General features: G+C 57.2%; 12 protein-coding genes. 4 read left to right on the forward strand and 8 right to left on the reverse strand.

Features of this window, described 5'->3' with window-relative positions; genetic code table 11:
• Nucleotides 1-138 precede the first annotated feature (138 nt).
• Together DJ81_RS19800 and DJ81_RS10495 are read left to right on the forward strand one after the other, a co-directional pair.
• Nucleotides 139-582 carry a VanZ family protein gene (locus DJ81_RS19800; protein ID WP_094589603.1) on the forward strand — a complete coding sequence of 148 codons (444 nt, stop codon included), beginning with the start codon at nt 139-141 and terminating at the stop codon, nt 580-582.
• Between the two features lie 214 nt (nt 583-796).
• Complete coding sequence (locus DJ81_RS10495; protein WP_094589605.1) at nt 797-4102, forward strand: CARDB domain-containing protein; 3306 nt, start codon at nt 797-799, stop codon at nt 4100-4102.
• A gap of 59 nt (nt 4103-4161) precedes the next feature.
• Here DJ81_RS10495 and DJ81_RS10500 read toward each other — a convergent pair whose 3' ends face one another.
• The 4 genes from DJ81_RS10500 to DJ81_RS10515 form a co-directional block, all read right to left on the reverse strand.
• Nucleotides 4162-4989, reverse strand: coding sequence for an undecaprenyl-diphosphate phosphatase (locus DJ81_RS10500; RefSeq protein ID WP_094589607.1), 828 nt, complete (start codon nt 4987-4989; stop codon nt 4162-4164).
• A 112-nt stretch (nt 4990-5101) separates the two neighbouring features.
• Nucleotides 5102-6280 carry a tubulin/FtsZ family protein gene (locus DJ81_RS10505; protein WP_094589609.1) on the reverse strand — a complete coding sequence of 393 codons (1179 nt, stop codon included), beginning with the start codon at nt 6278-6280 and terminating at the stop codon, nt 5102-5104.
• A gap of 180 nt (nt 6281-6460) precedes the next feature.
• Nucleotides 6461-7159 carry a hypothetical protein gene (locus DJ81_RS10510; RefSeq protein ID WP_141212568.1) on the reverse strand — a complete coding sequence of 233 codons (699 nt, stop codon included), beginning with the start codon at nt 7157-7159 and terminating at the stop codon, nt 6461-6463.
• Between the two features lie 79 nt (nt 7160-7238).
• On the reverse strand, nt 7239-8333 hold the full coding sequence (locus DJ81_RS10515; RefSeq protein WP_094589614.1) for a DUF4330 domain-containing protein: 1095 nt from the start codon (nt 8331-8333) through the stop codon (nt 7239-7241).
• A 608-nt stretch (nt 8334-8941) separates the two neighbouring features.
• On the opposite strand from DJ81_RS10515, the gene DJ81_RS10525 reads away from it, so the two are divergent.
• Nucleotides 8942-9928: a GDP-mannose 4,6-dehydratase gene (locus tag DJ81_RS10525; protein ID WP_094589616.1), complete on the forward strand. Its 987-nt coding sequence runs from the start codon at nt 8942-8944 to the stop codon at nt 9926-9928.
• Here DJ81_RS10525 and DJ81_RS10530 read toward each other — a convergent pair whose 3' ends face one another.
• Nucleotides 9929-10693, reverse strand: a complete 765-nt coding sequence (locus tag DJ81_RS10530) for an MBL fold metallo-hydrolase (protein WP_170938297.1) — start codon at nt 10691-10693, stop codon at nt 9929-9931. It abuts the gene before it with no gap.
• A 133-nt stretch (nt 10694-10826) separates the two neighbouring features.
• Between DJ81_RS10530 and DJ81_RS10535 the strand changes: the two genes are divergently transcribed.
• Nucleotides 10827-11531 carry a sugar phosphate nucleotidyltransferase gene (locus tag DJ81_RS10535; protein WP_094589620.1) on the forward strand — a complete coding sequence of 235 codons (705 nt, stop codon included), beginning with the start codon at nt 10827-10829 and terminating at the stop codon, nt 11529-11531.
• Nucleotides 11532-11725: 194 nt separating this feature from the next.
• On the opposite strand, the gene DJ81_RS10540 is transcribed toward DJ81_RS10535, so the two are convergent.
• The 3 genes from DJ81_RS10540 to DJ81_RS10550 form a co-directional block, all read right to left on the reverse strand.
• The gene (locus tag DJ81_RS10540; protein WP_094589622.1) at nt 11726-13123 is read right to left on the reverse strand and encodes a sulfatase; all 1398 of its coding nucleotides are present in this window, start codon (nt 13121-13123) and stop codon (nt 11726-11728) included.
• Between the two features lie 85 nt (nt 13124-13208).
• Entirely contained in the window at nt 13209-14564 is a 1356-nt protein-coding gene (locus DJ81_RS10545; protein WP_094589624.1) for a sulfatase, read from the reverse strand.
• A gap of 22 nt (nt 14565-14586) precedes the next feature.
• Entirely contained in the window at nt 14587-16128 is a 1542-nt protein-coding gene (locus tag DJ81_RS10550; protein WP_094589626.1) for a flippase, read from the reverse strand.
• Nucleotides 16129-16168 lie beyond the last annotated feature (40 nt).

A 16168-nucleotide genomic window follows, 5' to 3' on the forward strand; every position in this document is an offset into this window, starting at 1 on the left:
TGTGCGCGCCCCCGATTAGCGTTTTCGTTCGATATGACCAGTGCTAAGCGCTGCGCCAGTCGGGGAGTAGTTCCGAACACATCAACAGAAATCGACAGATTGCGTGGTCTTTATTTGCTGACAACTCTCCCACGGAGTATGCGCCGGTTGCGGCTCCCACTTGTGCCAAAGACGGTTCGATGGAGCGCCGTTCTCGCGGTTGCGGGAATTATTCTGTATTATTCGATCCGCGCCGGCCCGGGCACCCAAACCTTTCAGACGGGACCGCTTGGGTTGGTTCCTTACTCGGACTGGCTGCACTTTCTCGCGTACGCCTGTCTGGCTGTCATGCTCGCGTACGCACTGCATGACTCTCGGCTGCGCGGATGGCACGTGTTTCTGCTCGTGTTCTGCTGTGCTGTGGGGTATGGCGTGACGATTGAGCTGCTACAGTCGCGACTCCCCTCTCGCACCTTCGCGTTCGGAGATATCGGCGTCAACGCGACGGGGGCGGCTGTAGCGGTGGTCTGTTGGCGAGCCATCGTGCGATACGCTCGGTTTTACCGAGCGGCACAGCTGGCTGATATTGAATCGCCGGTCTGACGCGCGCGGTCACCGCTACAGGCGAGCTCGCGAGCGGGACACCGATCAGAAAACAACTTGCGGCAGACTCAGTACTCGCCGCTGCAATCTGGAGAGAGCTACCAAGTCCTTCCGTACCTGTGTGGCCTGCTGGCAGCCATAACGCGAGTGTCTAAGACCGCCTTAATTCGGATTCAATCTCTATTACAATGACTCTCGGTTGGGTTGAGTCGCTATGTCCGGCCGTAAAGCAACCGCTATCTGGCTCTGTATTGTAGTCATATTTGCAGCAGTGACTCTTTCAGGCGGGAGCAGCATCGGAGCCGAAGCTGCCGCAGTGAACGCCGAGTTTCAAGTAACGAACGCCAGCCTTGAGCAGTCGGAGGTCGTCGAGGGAGACACCGCCACGATCACAGCCGACATCGAGAACGTGGGCACTGAGACAGGGACATTCACGGCCGAGCTAAGGAGCGACGCAGACGGCGTTATCAACACCACAGATGTTGAGATCAGACCGGACGAGACGCGAACTGTCGACTTTCGTCACCCGTTCGAGAACACAGGCACCTACGAGCTCAACGTCAACGGTACGGATGCAGGAGAACTCACTGTTACGGAACCCCCCTCAGCCGAATTCGACGTGACAGCGGTGACGCTGTCTGAATCCGAGATTACCGTCGGCGAGACGGTCACCGTGACAGCTGAGATTGCCAATATCGGAGATGCAGACGACACGTATACGGCCGAACTACAGCGTAATGGCACTGCCAGAGAATCCAAATCCGTCGACGTTGCTGCCGGTGAGACGGCGACGGTTAGTTTCACGCCGTCGTTCGAGACGGCAGGTGATTACGCGATCGGTATCGGTGACGGTCCCACGCAGACACTCACCGCCGACCAACCGCAACCAGCAAACGTCTCAGTCACAGACGCAGAGCTGTCAGAGACGCGGCTCGACCCTGGTGAGTCGGTAACGGTCACAGCAACCGTCGAAAACGACGGTGGGACTGCAGGCGAGATTACTGCCGACCTCCAAGTTGACGGGACGACGAGAACCTCCGAGATGCGCACCGTTGATCCTAGCGAGCAAACGACGATCGAGTTCACCCCGAGCTTTGCGGAGGCGGGAACGTACGGAATCGCCGTCAACGATGAGTCGGCTGGTACCCTCACAGTCTCGGAACCCGCAGCGTTTGAGGTGTCAAACGCGTCTCTCGGTGACGACACCATCTTGGCAGGCGGCACCGCCGTCGTGTCCGCTGAGGTAACAAACGTCGGCGATACTGAGGGAACATTTAACCTGGAGTTCCGCGCGACGAACCAGGATGGCACCACCGAAACGGTCGATACGCGATCAGTGATGCTTGGAGGCGGAGAATCACAAACAGTCGAGCTACGTGGAGCCATAGATGAGCCCGGTGAGTACGACGTGCAGATCAACCAGACTGCGGCTGGGACACTAATGATCGAATCACCAGCAAATCTGGCAGTCACCGACGCAGAACTCGAGGGGGACGTTGTGGACGCTGGTGAGGAGGTTACGGTGAGCGCCACCATCGAGAACACGGGCGACCGTGAGGGGACGCTATCAGTTTCGGCAGCGGCCGGTGGGGATGTCAAGACGACCGAGGCGGTAACCGTCGGCCCCGGGGAGACCAGAACACAACAACTCACCTACACAGCGACTGCCGCCGGCGAGTACGAAATCACCGTGAACGGGATGACTGCTGAAACGCTCACTGTGATCCGCCCGGCAACGTTCCGAACGACAAATCCTGATATCGAGTCGGACACAGTACTTGAGAGCGAGCCAACCGAGGTGACCGCAACCATCGTGAACGTTGGGACCGAATCAGGCACACACACCGCCACGTTAGTCGTCGACGGTGAGTCCGTTGCGACGCAAGCACTCGATATCGGTCCTGGTGACAGCGAGACAGTCGTATTTTCACGGGCGTTCGATGAGGCAGATGAGTACGCAATCGCCGTGAACAACGACACGGCCGGCACGCTCAGTGTGCTCGAACCCGCGAACGTCTCGATCCGTGAGACCACGCTTTCATCCGAGACGATTACTGCCGGTGAGTCTGTCACGGTGACCGTCGTTCTCACAAATGACGGCGATGTCGACGGCGAACTCACGACACAGCTTCGGGACGGCAACGCCACGCTTGGGACCGACATTCGGACGGTCGGTCCGGATGCCAACGAGACCGTTCGCTTCAATCGGACGTTCGAGACGTCCGGCGACTACGATCTCGCCGTCAACAACGACGGTGTTGGCACCCTAGCCGTGCTCGAACCAGCCGATGTGTCGCTCGGCGAAACGACCGTTTCCTCCGACTCGGTCGAGGTCAACGAGTCAGTGGAGTTTATGATCGATCTCCGGAACGATGGCGAGGCCACCGGGCAACGAGACGTCGACATCGCACTTGGTGATGGGACTGTCATCCAGCGATCGTCTGCCGTCCCCGAGAACGGAACGACGCTGACGGTCACTCATGCATACAACGCAACCGGAGAGTATACCGTTGCAGTCGATGAGATGACCGTCGCCAACGTCACCGTTGACGACCCAGAGCCGACTAGCGGCTCCGGTGGCGGAGGTGGAGGAGGTGGGGGCGGATCATCTGGGGCATCCGGCTCATCGGGGTCGACGACGACAGGCGGTGCCGATCCGACCGTGGTCCGGTCTGAGTCGGAGGAGGCTGTCAGCGTCAGCGTTGTTGGTGGGAGCGGCGAGCCCTACGATATTGCGGTAGACCTCGCTGGCCCATCGGCGTCACAGTCCGCAGTGGCAGTGTCCTCTGTCGGGATCGACCCGACTGGTGAGCCAACAGTGTACGAAACGACCATCGGCCAGCCAACGGCCGAGCCCAGCGATCGCAACCCTGCCCCTTACGGGGTGGCGCTGGGATATCTGGAGTTCAATGCCTCGCTTGACGCAGCCAGTACCAGTGCAGCAACGCTCCAATTCACCGTCGATGAGGGTGCAATTCCGAGTGGCCTCAGCCAAGAGAACGTCAGCGTGTACCGGTATGCCGACAGCGAGTGGACGATGGCGAACGTGACCCACGATGTCGACGGCGACACACATACGGTGACACTCCCACACGCGATGCCCGTAGCCGTCGTCGCGCTCGATCCCGGACGCGTGGAGATTGTCGAGAGTGTCGTGCCTGCCGAACAGGTCCGGGCAGGGTACGAGACGACGCTTCGGACGACGGTTGTCAACCCCGGTGACAGCCCGGCAACCCGTGCTCTCACCGTCAGCATGGACGGCGAACCCGTTACTGAACGCGAAGTGACGCTCGATCCGGGGGAAAATGCAACCGTCCGAATCGAGTTTGAACCATCCGAAAGCGGATCTGTCTCACTCGAGGGGACTGAGGTCGGCGACGTCACGCTGTTCGGTGTCGACGACGGGAACACGACGACAGCGGACCCGGAGACGAACGAGAACGTTCCGGGGTTCGGTGTTGGTGCTGCAGTGCTCGCGCTGCTCGTGACAGCACTCGGTGTCCGGAGTCGGCGATCATAACTGACAACGCGAAAGGAACAACCACCCGTCAGTGCAGGTGCTGAAAATAACAGGCCGGCTCACACTACGACCGAGACGAGGCCGCCACCGACAATAGCGAGCCCACCAAGGCCGAAACAGACAGCCCAGAAGGGAATGCGTTCGACGACCCGCATGAGTGCGTCAATCGTGAGATACCCCACGACGGCGCTGACCGCAAGCGCGACGGCTGCGGCTGTGGGACGAATTCCGGGGAGGCCACCCGCGCTGAGCAGTGTGAGGGCGGCTGCCCCGAGACTGGCTGGAATCGAGAGCAGAAATGAGAGTCGAAATGCGGCCGGCGGATCGTAGCTGCGGAACAGGAAGGTACTGGTGGTCATCCCTGACCGCGAGATGCCAGGTAAAATGGCGAGCCCCTGAACGGCACCGACAAGTATCGAATCGGCGAGTGTTGGTGTCGTGTGCCCGTCCATCCCACCGGACTCAGACGCGAGTTGGAGGATGCCGGTTGCGATAAGCAGCAGCCCAATGCCGGCGATAAAGACGCCGCCGGTGAGTTGGCCAGCCAGATCGACGGCAAAGATGTAGAGCGGGATGCCGACGACACCCGTCATAAACGAGGCGACCACGATGTATGAAGCGAGGGCGTTGTCTTCCTCGTAGGCCGCTCGGGGGCGCCACCCCGGCACTGCCGCAAGTGCGGTCTGGATTTCGTGTCGGTAGTACGTCGCTGCCGAGAGCGTGGTGCCAACCTGTAAAAAGAGCGCGAGCTGCAGCGCCACCGCGGGGTCGGTGCCGACCAGCGTCAACACTAACGACAAATTCCCCTGACTCGAAACGGGAAGCCATTCGACGACACCCTGCACAAGCCCGGCGAGAATCGCAATCAGCAGATCCGAGAGCGTCACTGGCTAGAGTGGGTTGGGCGGGCTACTTAAGGGATACAGATCTGTGATGAGCTGTCACGCGCACGTCGCTCATTTGGGCTGTGGTAGAGACTCAACGAGCATGCGGGACGATTCAAAACAGCGATTCCAGATCATTGTCGTCGCCGAGCAAATTCTGTCGGTTGTCCTCACGTTCGTCGTCAATCGCGTCTCGATTTTGTTTGGCTTCGACGGCAACTTGTTGGAGCTCTTTGACACGGGGGACGTTCGTCACGCCAGCAAGCAACACGACGGTGGCGACGACGCCGCTCCCCGTCCGGGGGTAGTCGCCGCCCCGTACCTCCATTGAGCCGGTCTGTTCTTCGAGCCATTTACGGCTGCGCTCGATTCCCTTCCGGTTGAGCAGTGGCCCGGCGCCGGCAACGACGAGCAGTGCGCGTTCGGTGCCGTCGACCTCACAGGGGAGTGTGAGGCGACCGAGGGTGGCTTTTCGGACGAGACTCGTGATGCGATTGGTGGTGTCCGTACTGTCGAACGAGACACTACTGTTACCCCCACTCGAGAGCCGCGAGAGCAGCCCTTGCCGTTTTGGCTCGTCGACAGCCGCCTCCGCATAGCCGAGCGTCGAGATGCCCCCGCCTGCGAGCGTGTTGATGATCTCCGAGGAGTCGACGACGCTTTCTGCAACATTGTTTCCGGCCTGGATCTCGCCGGCGCTGAACAACAGCCCGAACCGCTGAACGATTTCCTCGTTGATCGCTGCAAAGCCCTCGGTGACGGATTCAGCTGTTTGCCGCCAGGCGTCGTTATCGAACAGCAGCAGATTGTCAACCTCGCGGACGAACGTCTGCAGCGAGCGCGCCGCATTGAGCGTGTAGATCCCACCTTCATCGCTGCCGGGGAGGATGCCAAGCCCGTAGACGGGCTCGGTGTAGATCCGCTTGAGGTATTTGCTGATGACTGGCGCCCCGCCCGATCCGGTGCCGCCGCCGAGCCCGGCGACGACGAGAAAGGCGTCAATTTCATGCGATGGGACCGTGTCCAACGCACCCTGTATCTCGCCCAGACCGCGTTCAATGACCTCGGCGCCGAGTTCATTGTCGGCGCCAACACCGTGGCCTTTCACCTCGGCTTGGCCGACGAGGAGCCGCCGGTCCTCGGGGATGTGTTTCAAACCACGCAAGTCCGCTCGTGCGGTGTTGACGGCGACCGCACCGCGGACGATTTCCGCGCCGTGCTTCTTGTCGTATTCAATGAATTTATCGACGATTTTTCCGCCGGCTTGGCCGACGCCGATGAGTGCGAGTTTCATTGGAGGGCGCCTTGGAAACCGTTTCCCGCGCGATTGAAATAAATCTGTAGGCGCCAGCGAGTGGTGGACGGACGTTACCGTGGCAATGAACGTTTTCACTGCGATTCTGTGGGCCAAGACGCGTCCGTTCACCAAGTATAACTCCGGAGTCGCTATCCCAGTCCACATCGCAGTACTCTGCTAGGTGTTGTCTGGTCTCGACTGTTCGTCGGCGTCTGCTGAACTCCCTGAGAGTGCGTCTGCGTCCTCTGAGCCGTCAGCGTGAGCGGGGTCTCTGTCTGTGCGGTGGTTGGCTTGCGGGCGGCCAGCCGTCTCGTCGTCAGCTGCCGTCTCTGGGGGATCCGGTGGCTCCAACGCAGCAAGAGTGAGAGCGACCAGCCGTGTCTCACGCAGTGTGGCCGCGTCACGTTCATCTTGCATGGCGATCAACCCAGCAACAGCGATGCTGACACCGATAGTCAGCCGCGTCGTCGAGACCCCACCCATGAGGCTACTCCCGGCGACGGCGAGTCCCAGTGTCGCGATCACAAGTCCGAATGCACGAAGCGGTGCTGCACGCGTCACAGTGACGCCACGCTGGGCGACCCCGACGACACGCGAACCGGCCGCAGCATCTAAGAGAATGTCGACGACCCAGTCGAGGAGACGAACGAACGGCCCGACAGTCCACGTCTCGCGTAGATCGATGACGATTACGTCCGGATCGGGCTCGGCGGTGAGCCACTGATATAGCGCCGAATGTCGCACCCACAACCCAACACGTGTGGTAGCTGCGCGAACGGCTGAGACAATTCGGGAGCCGGCCAGCGTGGCTGGAAGCTCATCGTCGGCCGGCGGCTCAGACGTGTTCGCACCTCCGGACCCATCTGTCGCGCGCATGGTCACTTCGCGTGCACCTCTCTCGACGGACAAGAGAAGGGCAAATGTCGGGTGGCGACGGGGGGGACACCGTGGATCATTATCTGATACTCACGACCTTTGTCTCGATGATGCGCGTCCCAAGGTCGAGGGTAATGTTCGTGCCACCACGAAGCGGTTCACCCTTGAATTGGACGCCCGTCGCTGTTTCTCGGACCTGGAGTTCCGCCGTGATCGTCACATCCCGATTAATCGGGTGATCAACGACGTTGACGCTGCCGTCTTCGCCCGTCGCGATGATGAGCGACGGCTCGGTCTCGACGGCGGTGATCTCCGCAACTGGATCGGTACTCGAGCCTTCGCTCATTCCCGGGCGGATAGCGTCCGCGGTGTCGGCACGCACCTCCGTCATCCGGAGCGTGACCTGTCGCGTCGACGTTTCGCCCAGCTGGAGGTTGCCGTTCACACGCTCGATCTGGCCGTCGAGCGTGTAGTCGGCAGCCGGGAGGGTGAGCGACTGCCCGCGCTGGAGCGGAACTCCGCCAAAGCGGGACTGACCACCCTCTCGGTGGGTGGCAAGCGTCGCCTCAACGAGCACGCGCGTCTGGTCGGGGCTGTCCGTGGCGTAGCTAGCGACCTCCTCAACAGTCGCGACCGTGCGCCCGGCAAGCCGAATCTCGTCGCCCGCAGTGACTTCGGTGGCGGTTTTAGCATCAAGCGTGTCACGGAGGATTACCTGTTGGCTGTCGCCGGCCAGCGTGTCGCTATCGCTGACATCCCGCACTTGGCCGCTCACTTCATACTGTGATGTTTCAATGGCCAGCGTTCGGCCGAGCCGTGGTGGAGCGTTCGCATACGTGATGGTGTCGTCGTCGGTCTCGCCTTGGAGTTCGACGCGGAGTGTGACACCGATCTCGGTTCCGCGAGGGGTGAGGTGGACATCAGTGACCGTGAGCGTGGAGCTGTCGTCCGGTTCGTACATGTCACCCTCGTTGATTGCCTCCACGATGTAGGCAGGCTGTGTCCCCAGATCGAGCGTGGCGTACGTCGTGTCAGTGTCGGGTTGGGGCGCCGGGTCGTCGGCGAACACGAAAGCCGCACCGGCGACGCCGACTGCAAGCACCACGAGCACAACAAGCACGTCGACAACGTTGACGGCACCGAAGAGATTGCCGTCATCATCGATTACCTCCATTGGGGACCACCCGAGCGTCGCATTATCACGGAGGATTCACGCCTCCGTCAAAAGCGTATTCGTTCGGGAGTTGCGTATGAGAGTCAGCGATCAAGCGGGTAGTGACCGGGGTAACAGCCAGTACAAGGATACCGATCCATAAAAACGTCTTTCACGCCTGTGAGCTGGTCCGACCGTCCGCCGAGGGCGAGTACCAGCTGAGCGGGTGTGGGTCGACTGGTGCGTGCGGGCTACGAGGTGGTAACTGTGCGTCTCGGCGAACGCGTGAACAACCCGGCAGACGTGGGACGGGCGAGCGAATTAGTCGAGTGAGAGCAGACTACGTCTCACGGTCTGCGATTCATCAGTGTTCGTCCGACTGCTCGCTGTGTCACCGACTCGGCCGTTCTCGGACGACCCCACTGAAGAGACAGATATGTTCTGTCACCAAAATATATTTTATTGAGGTCGTCTCCGAGAGTATGTCAGGGGACTCCACGCTACCACTTCAGTTGAATACGAGACAGAGCAGAGTGTCGATCGGTCAGCGATGTCGTTGAGAGAGTTCCGATTGCGTCGTGTCACGGGCGAATCGCGCGAGTTTTGTGTCGGCCGCTGAAAGCGCCGCCATGCAAATCCTCGTGACGGGAGGGGCCGGATTTATCGGCGGCCACCTCGCCGAGTCGTTCCTCGACGATGGGCACGACGTTCGGGTCCTCGACAACTTCGAGCCGTTCTACGCCGAGGGGATCAAACGCCACACGCTCGACGTCCATCGCGAGGTAGCAAGCGCGAGCGACGCGAGCTACGAGTTTGTCGAGGGCGACGTCCGAGATCGGGAGACGGTTCAGTCGGTCGTCGCTGATGCGGATGTCGTCGTCCACCAGGCCGCACAGGCGGGCGTCCGCGAGAGTGTGGACAACCCGCGGAAGGTGACCGACATAAACGTGAGCGGGACGGTGAACCTCTTGGAGGCGTCGAAGGAGGCAGGTGTCGAGCGAGTGATCGTAGCGAGTTCGTCGTCAGTGTACGGGAAGCCGAAGTCGCTCCCCTACGAGGAGGACCATCCCACCGAACCCGTGAGTCCCTACGGCGTGACGAAGCTGACCCAGGAGCATATGGCGCGGGTGTACACGGAGCTCCACGGGCTGTCGACCGTCTGTCTGCGGTACTTCACCGTGTACGGGCCGCGGATGCGCCCGAACATGGCGATTTCGAATTTTGTCTCGCGGTGTGTGAACGGAGAGCCGCCGGTGATCTACGGGGACGGCCAGCAGACGCGGGATTTCACGTACGTGGCCGACGTGGTAGACGCGAACCGAACGCTGCTAGAGTCAGAGACTGCCGACGGGGACGTGTTGAACATCGGGAGCTCGGACAACATCTCGATCCAGAAGCTGGCCGAGACGGTTCGGGATCAGTTAGCGCCCGAGTTGGCGATCGAGTACGAGTCCGCCCGCGAGGCCGACGCCGAGCACACCCACGCGTCGGTGGCGAAGGCCCGGGAGCAGATCGGGTACGAGCCCTCACGGACGATCGCTGAAGGGGTCGGAGAGTTCATCGAGTGGTACCAAGCAAATCGGGAGTGGTACGAGCCGTTGGTGCGGTCGTCGTAATTACTCGAGCATCACGCTCGTGTGGTCCGTCGCCACGCTGACGGTGGCGTCCGTGTACTTGCTGACGGTACTGACAAGCTCGTCGGCGTGCGGTTCCGTCTCAGGAAACAGATGCGTAAGCAGGATGCGGTCAATGTCGATGTCCGCGAGCAACTTCCCAAGTGCCGTGGGTGTTGAATGTCCTGGTGACTCCGTCCCGTCCGGATACGCGCACTCGTGGACGAGCACCTCTGATCCGTCGGCGAGCGAACAGACCGGCTCGGTTGGTGCCGTGTCGCCGGCGATCGTCACTCGCTCGTCAAATCGGTATGCGTAGCCCGGTTTCGAGTGGTCGGTCGGCGCGCGCTCAATCGCTATCTCGCCGATCGCGAACGGGTCGGTGCCTGTGGGAAGTTCGCGAACGGTGAGGTTGAGACGATCAGCGAGCTCGTCAACGGCGAACAACGCGTCACAGACATCGCTGGTGCCTTGCGGTCCGACCACCGTGAACGCGTCGTGGCCGTCGAGTAAGCGGGCCTTGGCGAGGGTCGGAAGGTCGGCGACGTGATCGAGGTGTGTGTGCGTGAGGAGGACGGTATCGACATCGCGGTAGTCGATATCCGACTGCGCGAGTCGGTGGGTGACTCCGCTCCCGCAGTCGACGAGGAGCGTGTCGCCTCCGCGCTCGACGATGGCTCCCGTCTGGAGTCGCGTCGGCGACGGGAGGGCACTACCGGTACCGAGTAGGGTTAGGCGCATACGCGCTCGTATTCGGTCGTCCGGCAAGAGAATGCGGGACAGTCGTAATGGGCCGTGTCGAGGACGTAGCATTAAGAGACGGTCTTGCTGATGAGTCCGTGAAAGCTCTCGCGACAGACTCATCGTCGGATTCAGGTATCTCGTGGTCGATTTTCGTGACATGGACGCAGTTATCCCCGCTGCCGGGCGCGGAAGTCGACTCGACGAGCTGACGGCGGACCGACCGAAGGGGCTTGTTGACGTCGCGGGGCGGCCCCTCCTCGCACACGTCTTCGAGACGGCGATCGAGGCCGGAGCCGACGCACTGGTCGTGATCGTTGGGTATGAGGCAGGCCAGATCGTCGACCGGTTCGGCGACGCCTTCGTCGGTGTTCCTATTACCTACGTCCACCAGCGCGAGCGGAAGGGGTTGGGTCACGCGGTGTTACAGGCCGAGCCGAACGTCGACGGGACGTTCTTGCTCGTGAACGGCGACAACGTCTTCGCGGGGAGCGTCGAGCCGGCGATTGAGGCTGTTGAGGAGGCGGACGCCGCGCTCGCGGTCGAGGAGGTGTCGCCCGCGGTCGCGGCGACGACCGGTGTAATCGATACAGATGAGGCGGGACGCGTGACGGGGATCGTCGAGAAGCCTGACGACCCGCCGTCGACGCTCGTGACGACTGGGTGTTACGTGTTGCCTGAAGACATCTTTCACGCGTGTGCGCTGCTCCGGCCGTCGGCTGAGGGCGAGTACCAGCTGAGCGAGGCCGTCGGCCTGTTGGTGCGGGCGGGCTACGAGGTGGCGACGGTTCGCGTCGGTAGACGTGTGAACGTGAACACGCCCGCGGACGTGGAACGGGCGAGCGAGTTGGTCCAATCACAGTAGCTTCATCAATATATACTCCCTCTCAGCGAGTCTAGACCGTGGTAGTGATAGCGTGATCCGGGTGAAGTCGGTCAAGGAGCGTCCGTACACAGATCGTGGGCAGAGCACAAGAGGGGACGGACGACATTATTCAGGTCGTCATCCGTATCAGACAATTCTCTGTATTTCATCGTCAGATCCCGAGCCAATCTATATCAAATGTATCCGAGATCTTCGAGTTGTTCCTGTACACCCTCACTGAAATCTGTGGTTGATTGAGTGGCAAGAGGCTCTTGCGAGAGATGTTCATCAAGTATTGCCCGTAACTCGGAGGTTCGATCCGGGCGATCATCACTCCGATCTTTGGTTTCACCCTCCTTAGTATCAAGATTGTAGAGTCGAACGTCGTCATCGGAAATAACCAGTTTGTCTGAGCCGTCGCGAACCACAGATAGTCTGGTATCACACTCGTTATGATATGAGAAAGACTGGTTCACCTGCTCACGGAACGATTCCAACATAGATTCGGGTGTCCGGTAGTGGGCAAATATTCGCTGATTATTGTTGGCGTGTTGCTCCTGTAGCGAGACTCGATCAAACTCATTCGATGGCTCAATATTAGCAATATCGGCGACCGTTTTGAATATATTCGAAAGACTAACAAATGCTTCCGACCGGTTCGTAGCCAAGGGGTTCGATTCGTTAGGCCACTTTACGAACAGCGGTACGCGGAGTAGGTCGTCAGAAAGTGAAAAATGGTGACCGATGAGGTCGTATTCTCCGAACAGTTCTCCATGATCGCCCAGAATAACGATTAGCGAGTTTTTGAATTCGCCAACACGTTTGAGTCTGTCGAACAACTCAGCTAATTTATTATCGAGGTATTGGATTTCAGAATCGTAGAGATCGACAAAGCCTCGCATCTGCTTCGGCGAGATCGATGTGTTGCCGGCAAAATACTTGCCGCGTTGCGTATACACCTCACGCTGTTTGACTAACAACGGTATAACTGACTGGTCGACATACTCCTTGTGATACGGCCGCATCGGATTATAGAGGTAGTGGGGCTCCATCAGATGGAAGAAGGCGAAGAACGGCGAGGCCTCGGGTGAGACTGTCGCATTACGATCCGTTTGAATCCATTCCCGAAAACTCCGAACCGAGTCGTCAGCACCGTCGTCCTGCATTGAGAGTATCATCTCAAGTCGGTTCAGATTTCGTTCGACGAACCCGGGTGAAACATCCGTATTAAAAATCTCAACAACCTCATCAAACGCGTCAGTGACACCGCCATTTGTCAGCCAACCATTGGTCAGAAACGCAGTCGTATCGTAACCTGCTTTTGACAGCTCCGCTGCGAGTGTGTGTTCTGGATCGATACGAAGACCTTTGTCATAGAGCCCATGTCGGACAGTCGAGAGTCCTGTGAAGAGGGACGTGTGTGAGGGAAGTGTCCACGCTGTCGTCGCAAAGGCATTTTCGAAGACGGTTACGTCTGAACGATTACCGAATTCAGTGAGTGCTGGAGATGTACTGCGAGAATATCCGTAGGTTGGAAGGTGATCAGCTCGAAGACTGTCAAGCGTGAGGAGTATTACGTTTGGCGTTGTCATTAGTCTGGTATCGGTTTATCAGTCGGTTACTTAGATTATTCCCAAACAAGATCCTGGAAAGTACATAATCAGGAATTTCTATCGTTCATTCAAGATATCCTAATCCACGCAATCGTTCTTCTACTGCCTCGTTATCGGTTTGCTCGGGCGAATTTTGAGATTTCTTAAATAAATAGTCCGGGATCAAATTTCGATAACGGGATACAACTTCGGGGTGTTCATCAACGAGGTTCTGCTGTTCAGATGGATCGTCCCGCAGATTATAGAGTTCTTCGTGAGTAGCTGTGAATATGTACTTCCATTCATCCCACCGGCCAGCGACAACCGGGCCCGATTCAGCAAATGAGCCGGTAGCGATTACTTGTCGATCGTTAGCACAGGAAAGGGGGCTACCGTGGAATATCTGTTCTTCGATGTTCATAACTTCGCATATTGTGGGCGCAATATCTAGTAATTCTCGTGGATCAGCAACTACATCCTTTGTATAGCTTGGAGCTTTCACGAATAGAGGCACGTGGAGAATCTCATCGTACGGAACGTTTCGATGGAAATAATTCTCATGCTCTCCAAATTCTTCCCCGTGATCTGAAGTACATATCAACGAAGTATCATTCCAGATGTTGAGTTCCTCAAGTTTGTCGAAAAGGCGAGCGATTGCCTGCGAGGTGTATCGGAGGTCAGAGTCGTAAAGATCAATCATACGTTTACGTTCCGCGTCTGTTACAGACGACGGGTGAATCCCTGCTTTTGACATCAAATTTTGTATCTCAGACAGATTTACTTGCTCACCATATACTGGATCATCAAGATCAATTCCATATGGTCGATGAGGGTCGAGGTAGTGTACCCAGAGAAAAAACGACTCGTCTGAGTGTTTCTGTAACCAGTCAACAACGGCATCAGTTAATTTCTCACCGTTCACGTAATAACTCATTGAATGTAACGCAGAATCAGGGAGAAGTGAATTTTTAACACGCTTAGCGAAAGATTTGACTCCAAGACGTTCAACAAGCGGTTTTATTTTATTAGCACTTTTCAAATATATTTGACGGGAGAGAGAGGTGTACTTATCATTCGACTCGTTCTCACGCACGCCAAAGTCTTGAAAATCGTCGAACCCATCAGGTACACCGACAGCATTAGCAAAGAGAGTATTAGAATGAAAACCAGCAGTTCGAACACCGGCGTTACTAAGAACTGTAGCGACCGTCTGTCCGTTGATACATGGGTCACGACCGTGATACTGTGAACTCAGCAAGGAAGGAAGTGAAACGCCAGTATTCGTTCCATTAGCAAAGGCCGATTCGTAACGAGTTGCTTTGTCGGCAAGCCGATCTAGTGCGGGCATCGTGTTTCGCTCGTACCCGTACTGGGATAGATGATCAGCGCGAAGCGCGTCAATCGTCAACAGAATCGTACGCGAGGGGCCCCGATCAGCCATCGTTGTAACTTTGTTAATGAGACTATCGTATAAAGGGGAGTCGATTGTCGCGCAGAATTTTTAGTATAGATTTTTTTTCATCAGGTGAAAGTAAACCGCTATTCCAAATAATAACCAATTCGACAATACAGAATACAGCTACAAAAACGAAAGGTATAGCAGGGATATCAAAGGACAAGATTACTGCGTCACCGACAGCAAATTCTGTTAAGAGAGACACCGGAATGCTAGCCGTGACAAGTGTGAAAACACCGGCTACGTACCGTAGAGTGTATGGGTGAAGAGTGGTATATCGGTAGACTAGCAGAACTTGAATCGTATTCATAAATAAGATACTGATAAAGGTGCCAATAGCAGCGCCCAGAATACCCAAATTCGAGACAAGAATATAGCTCATTCCAGCATTTAATATCATTGTTATAATTGTGGTAGCAAAATCAACTCTCGTCCGGTCAATTGCCTGAAGAGTAGCCGAGGCAGGACCCATTCCAACTCGAAATAGAATATCGGCTGCGAGGATGGTTAACACGACAGAACCAGCCGTGTACTCGGCACCGAACAGAATTTGGATGATCTCGTCTGGAAAGTAGAGCATAGGAACAATTAAAGGAAGCGTGAGAAGTGTACTCCACTTCGTCGCTTGGCGATACAGTTGCTCCATTCCTTTGTGATCGTTGTTGTCGTAGCGGCGGGCAACACGGGGAGTATACAGATACGTGATTGAGATCAACGTGATCATCCCAAGTTGGGATATGACATATCCGACTCGATAGTAGCCGACGGCAGAGGAGGCCAACAAAGCGCCAACAAGCACGATATCCGTGTTACCGAGCAGACGACGGGTCGCGTTCTTGAACGCTAGGGGCCACGAATAAGAGAAGAGACGACGCGCGTCCTGATTAAATTGGTCGAGTTTTGTGACTCTCGTCAGTTTCATCTTAAGAAGGTAGATCACATATCCACCGGCAAACACACCACTCAAAAGATACTGACCCAGATAGAAGGATAAGAAAATCAATATCCCACTACTTTGCCAGATAGCGATACCAAGTGCGCCAAGCGCGATCAGTTTGTTCAATATATCGCCGGAGAGCACTTTGGGGGCAGAACGATCATATCCACGCATGATCCCGAAAGAGATCTGTGTAACGGGATAGGCGATGACAAGAGGCGCCAAGAGCTTAATCCACTGCCACTGCTCCCGAGAGATTCCGAATCGTTCGATGAACGGGAATGGAATAATATAGATCGTGAGAAAACTGGTGGCAATGACAATAGTAAGGATAACAATTCCAGAGATAATGATCCGAAACGCTGTGTCGGTGTCATCGCGTTCGTCTAAGATAGAAAGGTAGTATGTGAACCCTTCCGGAATCCCGATGAGCGCGATACCGCCGACCGTGAGTAAGATTGTGTATGCGAAGATTGCTGCGCCGAATTCTGACGCGGCCAGTTCTCTAGCGACCACGGTTTCGGCAAAGAGGCTGATACCCTTTGAGAAGATCATTCCTGCTCCGACGACAGAAGCACTTTTTAGAATGTCACGAAACCCGTAGTCAGTCATAATTGAAATTCACCCCATGTAAGTCAGGTAGTACGACAGT

The sequence above is a fragment of the Halorubrum sp. Hd13 genome, assembly GCF_002252755.1.
GTDB lineage: Archaea > Halobacteriota > Halobacteria > Halobacteriales > Haloferacaceae > Halorubrum.

Coding starts and splice junctions, on each gene's coding strand:
- DJ81_RS19800 (WP_094589603.1), top strand. CDS start 139: ATGCGCCGGTTGCGGCTCCCACTTGTGCCAAAGACGGTTCGATGGAGC.
- DJ81_RS10540 (WP_094589622.1), bottom strand. CDS start 13,123: ATGACAACGCCAAACGTAATACTCCTCACGCTTGACAGTCTTCGAGCT.
- DJ81_RS10495 (WP_094589605.1), top strand. CDS start 797: ATGTCCGGCCGTAAAGCAACCGCTATCTGGCTCTGTATTGTAGTCATA.
- DJ81_RS10505 (WP_094589609.1), bottom strand. CDS start 6,280: ATGAAACTCGCACTCATCGGCGTCGGCCAAGCCGGCGGAAAAATCGTC.
- DJ81_RS10525 (WP_094589616.1), top strand. CDS start 8,942: ATGCAAATCCTCGTGACGGGAGGGGCCGGATTTATCGGCGGCCACCTC.
- DJ81_RS10550 (WP_094589626.1), bottom strand. CDS start 16,128: ATGACTGACTACGGGTTTCGTGACATTCTAAAAAGTGCTTCTGTCGTC.
- DJ81_RS10510 (WP_141212568.1), bottom strand. CDS start 7,159: ATGCGCGCGACAGATGGGTCCGGAGGTGCGAACACGTCTGAGCCGCCG.
- DJ81_RS10515 (WP_094589614.1), bottom strand. CDS start 8,333: ATGGAGGTAATCGATGATGACGGCAATCTCTTCGGTGCCGTCAACGTT.
- DJ81_RS10545 (WP_094589624.1), bottom strand. CDS start 14,564: ATGGCTGATCGGGGCCCCTCGCGTACGATTCTGTTGACGATTGACGCG.
- DJ81_RS10535 (WP_094589620.1), top strand. CDS start 10,827: ATGGACGCAGTTATCCCCGCTGCCGGGCGCGGAAGTCGACTCGACGAG.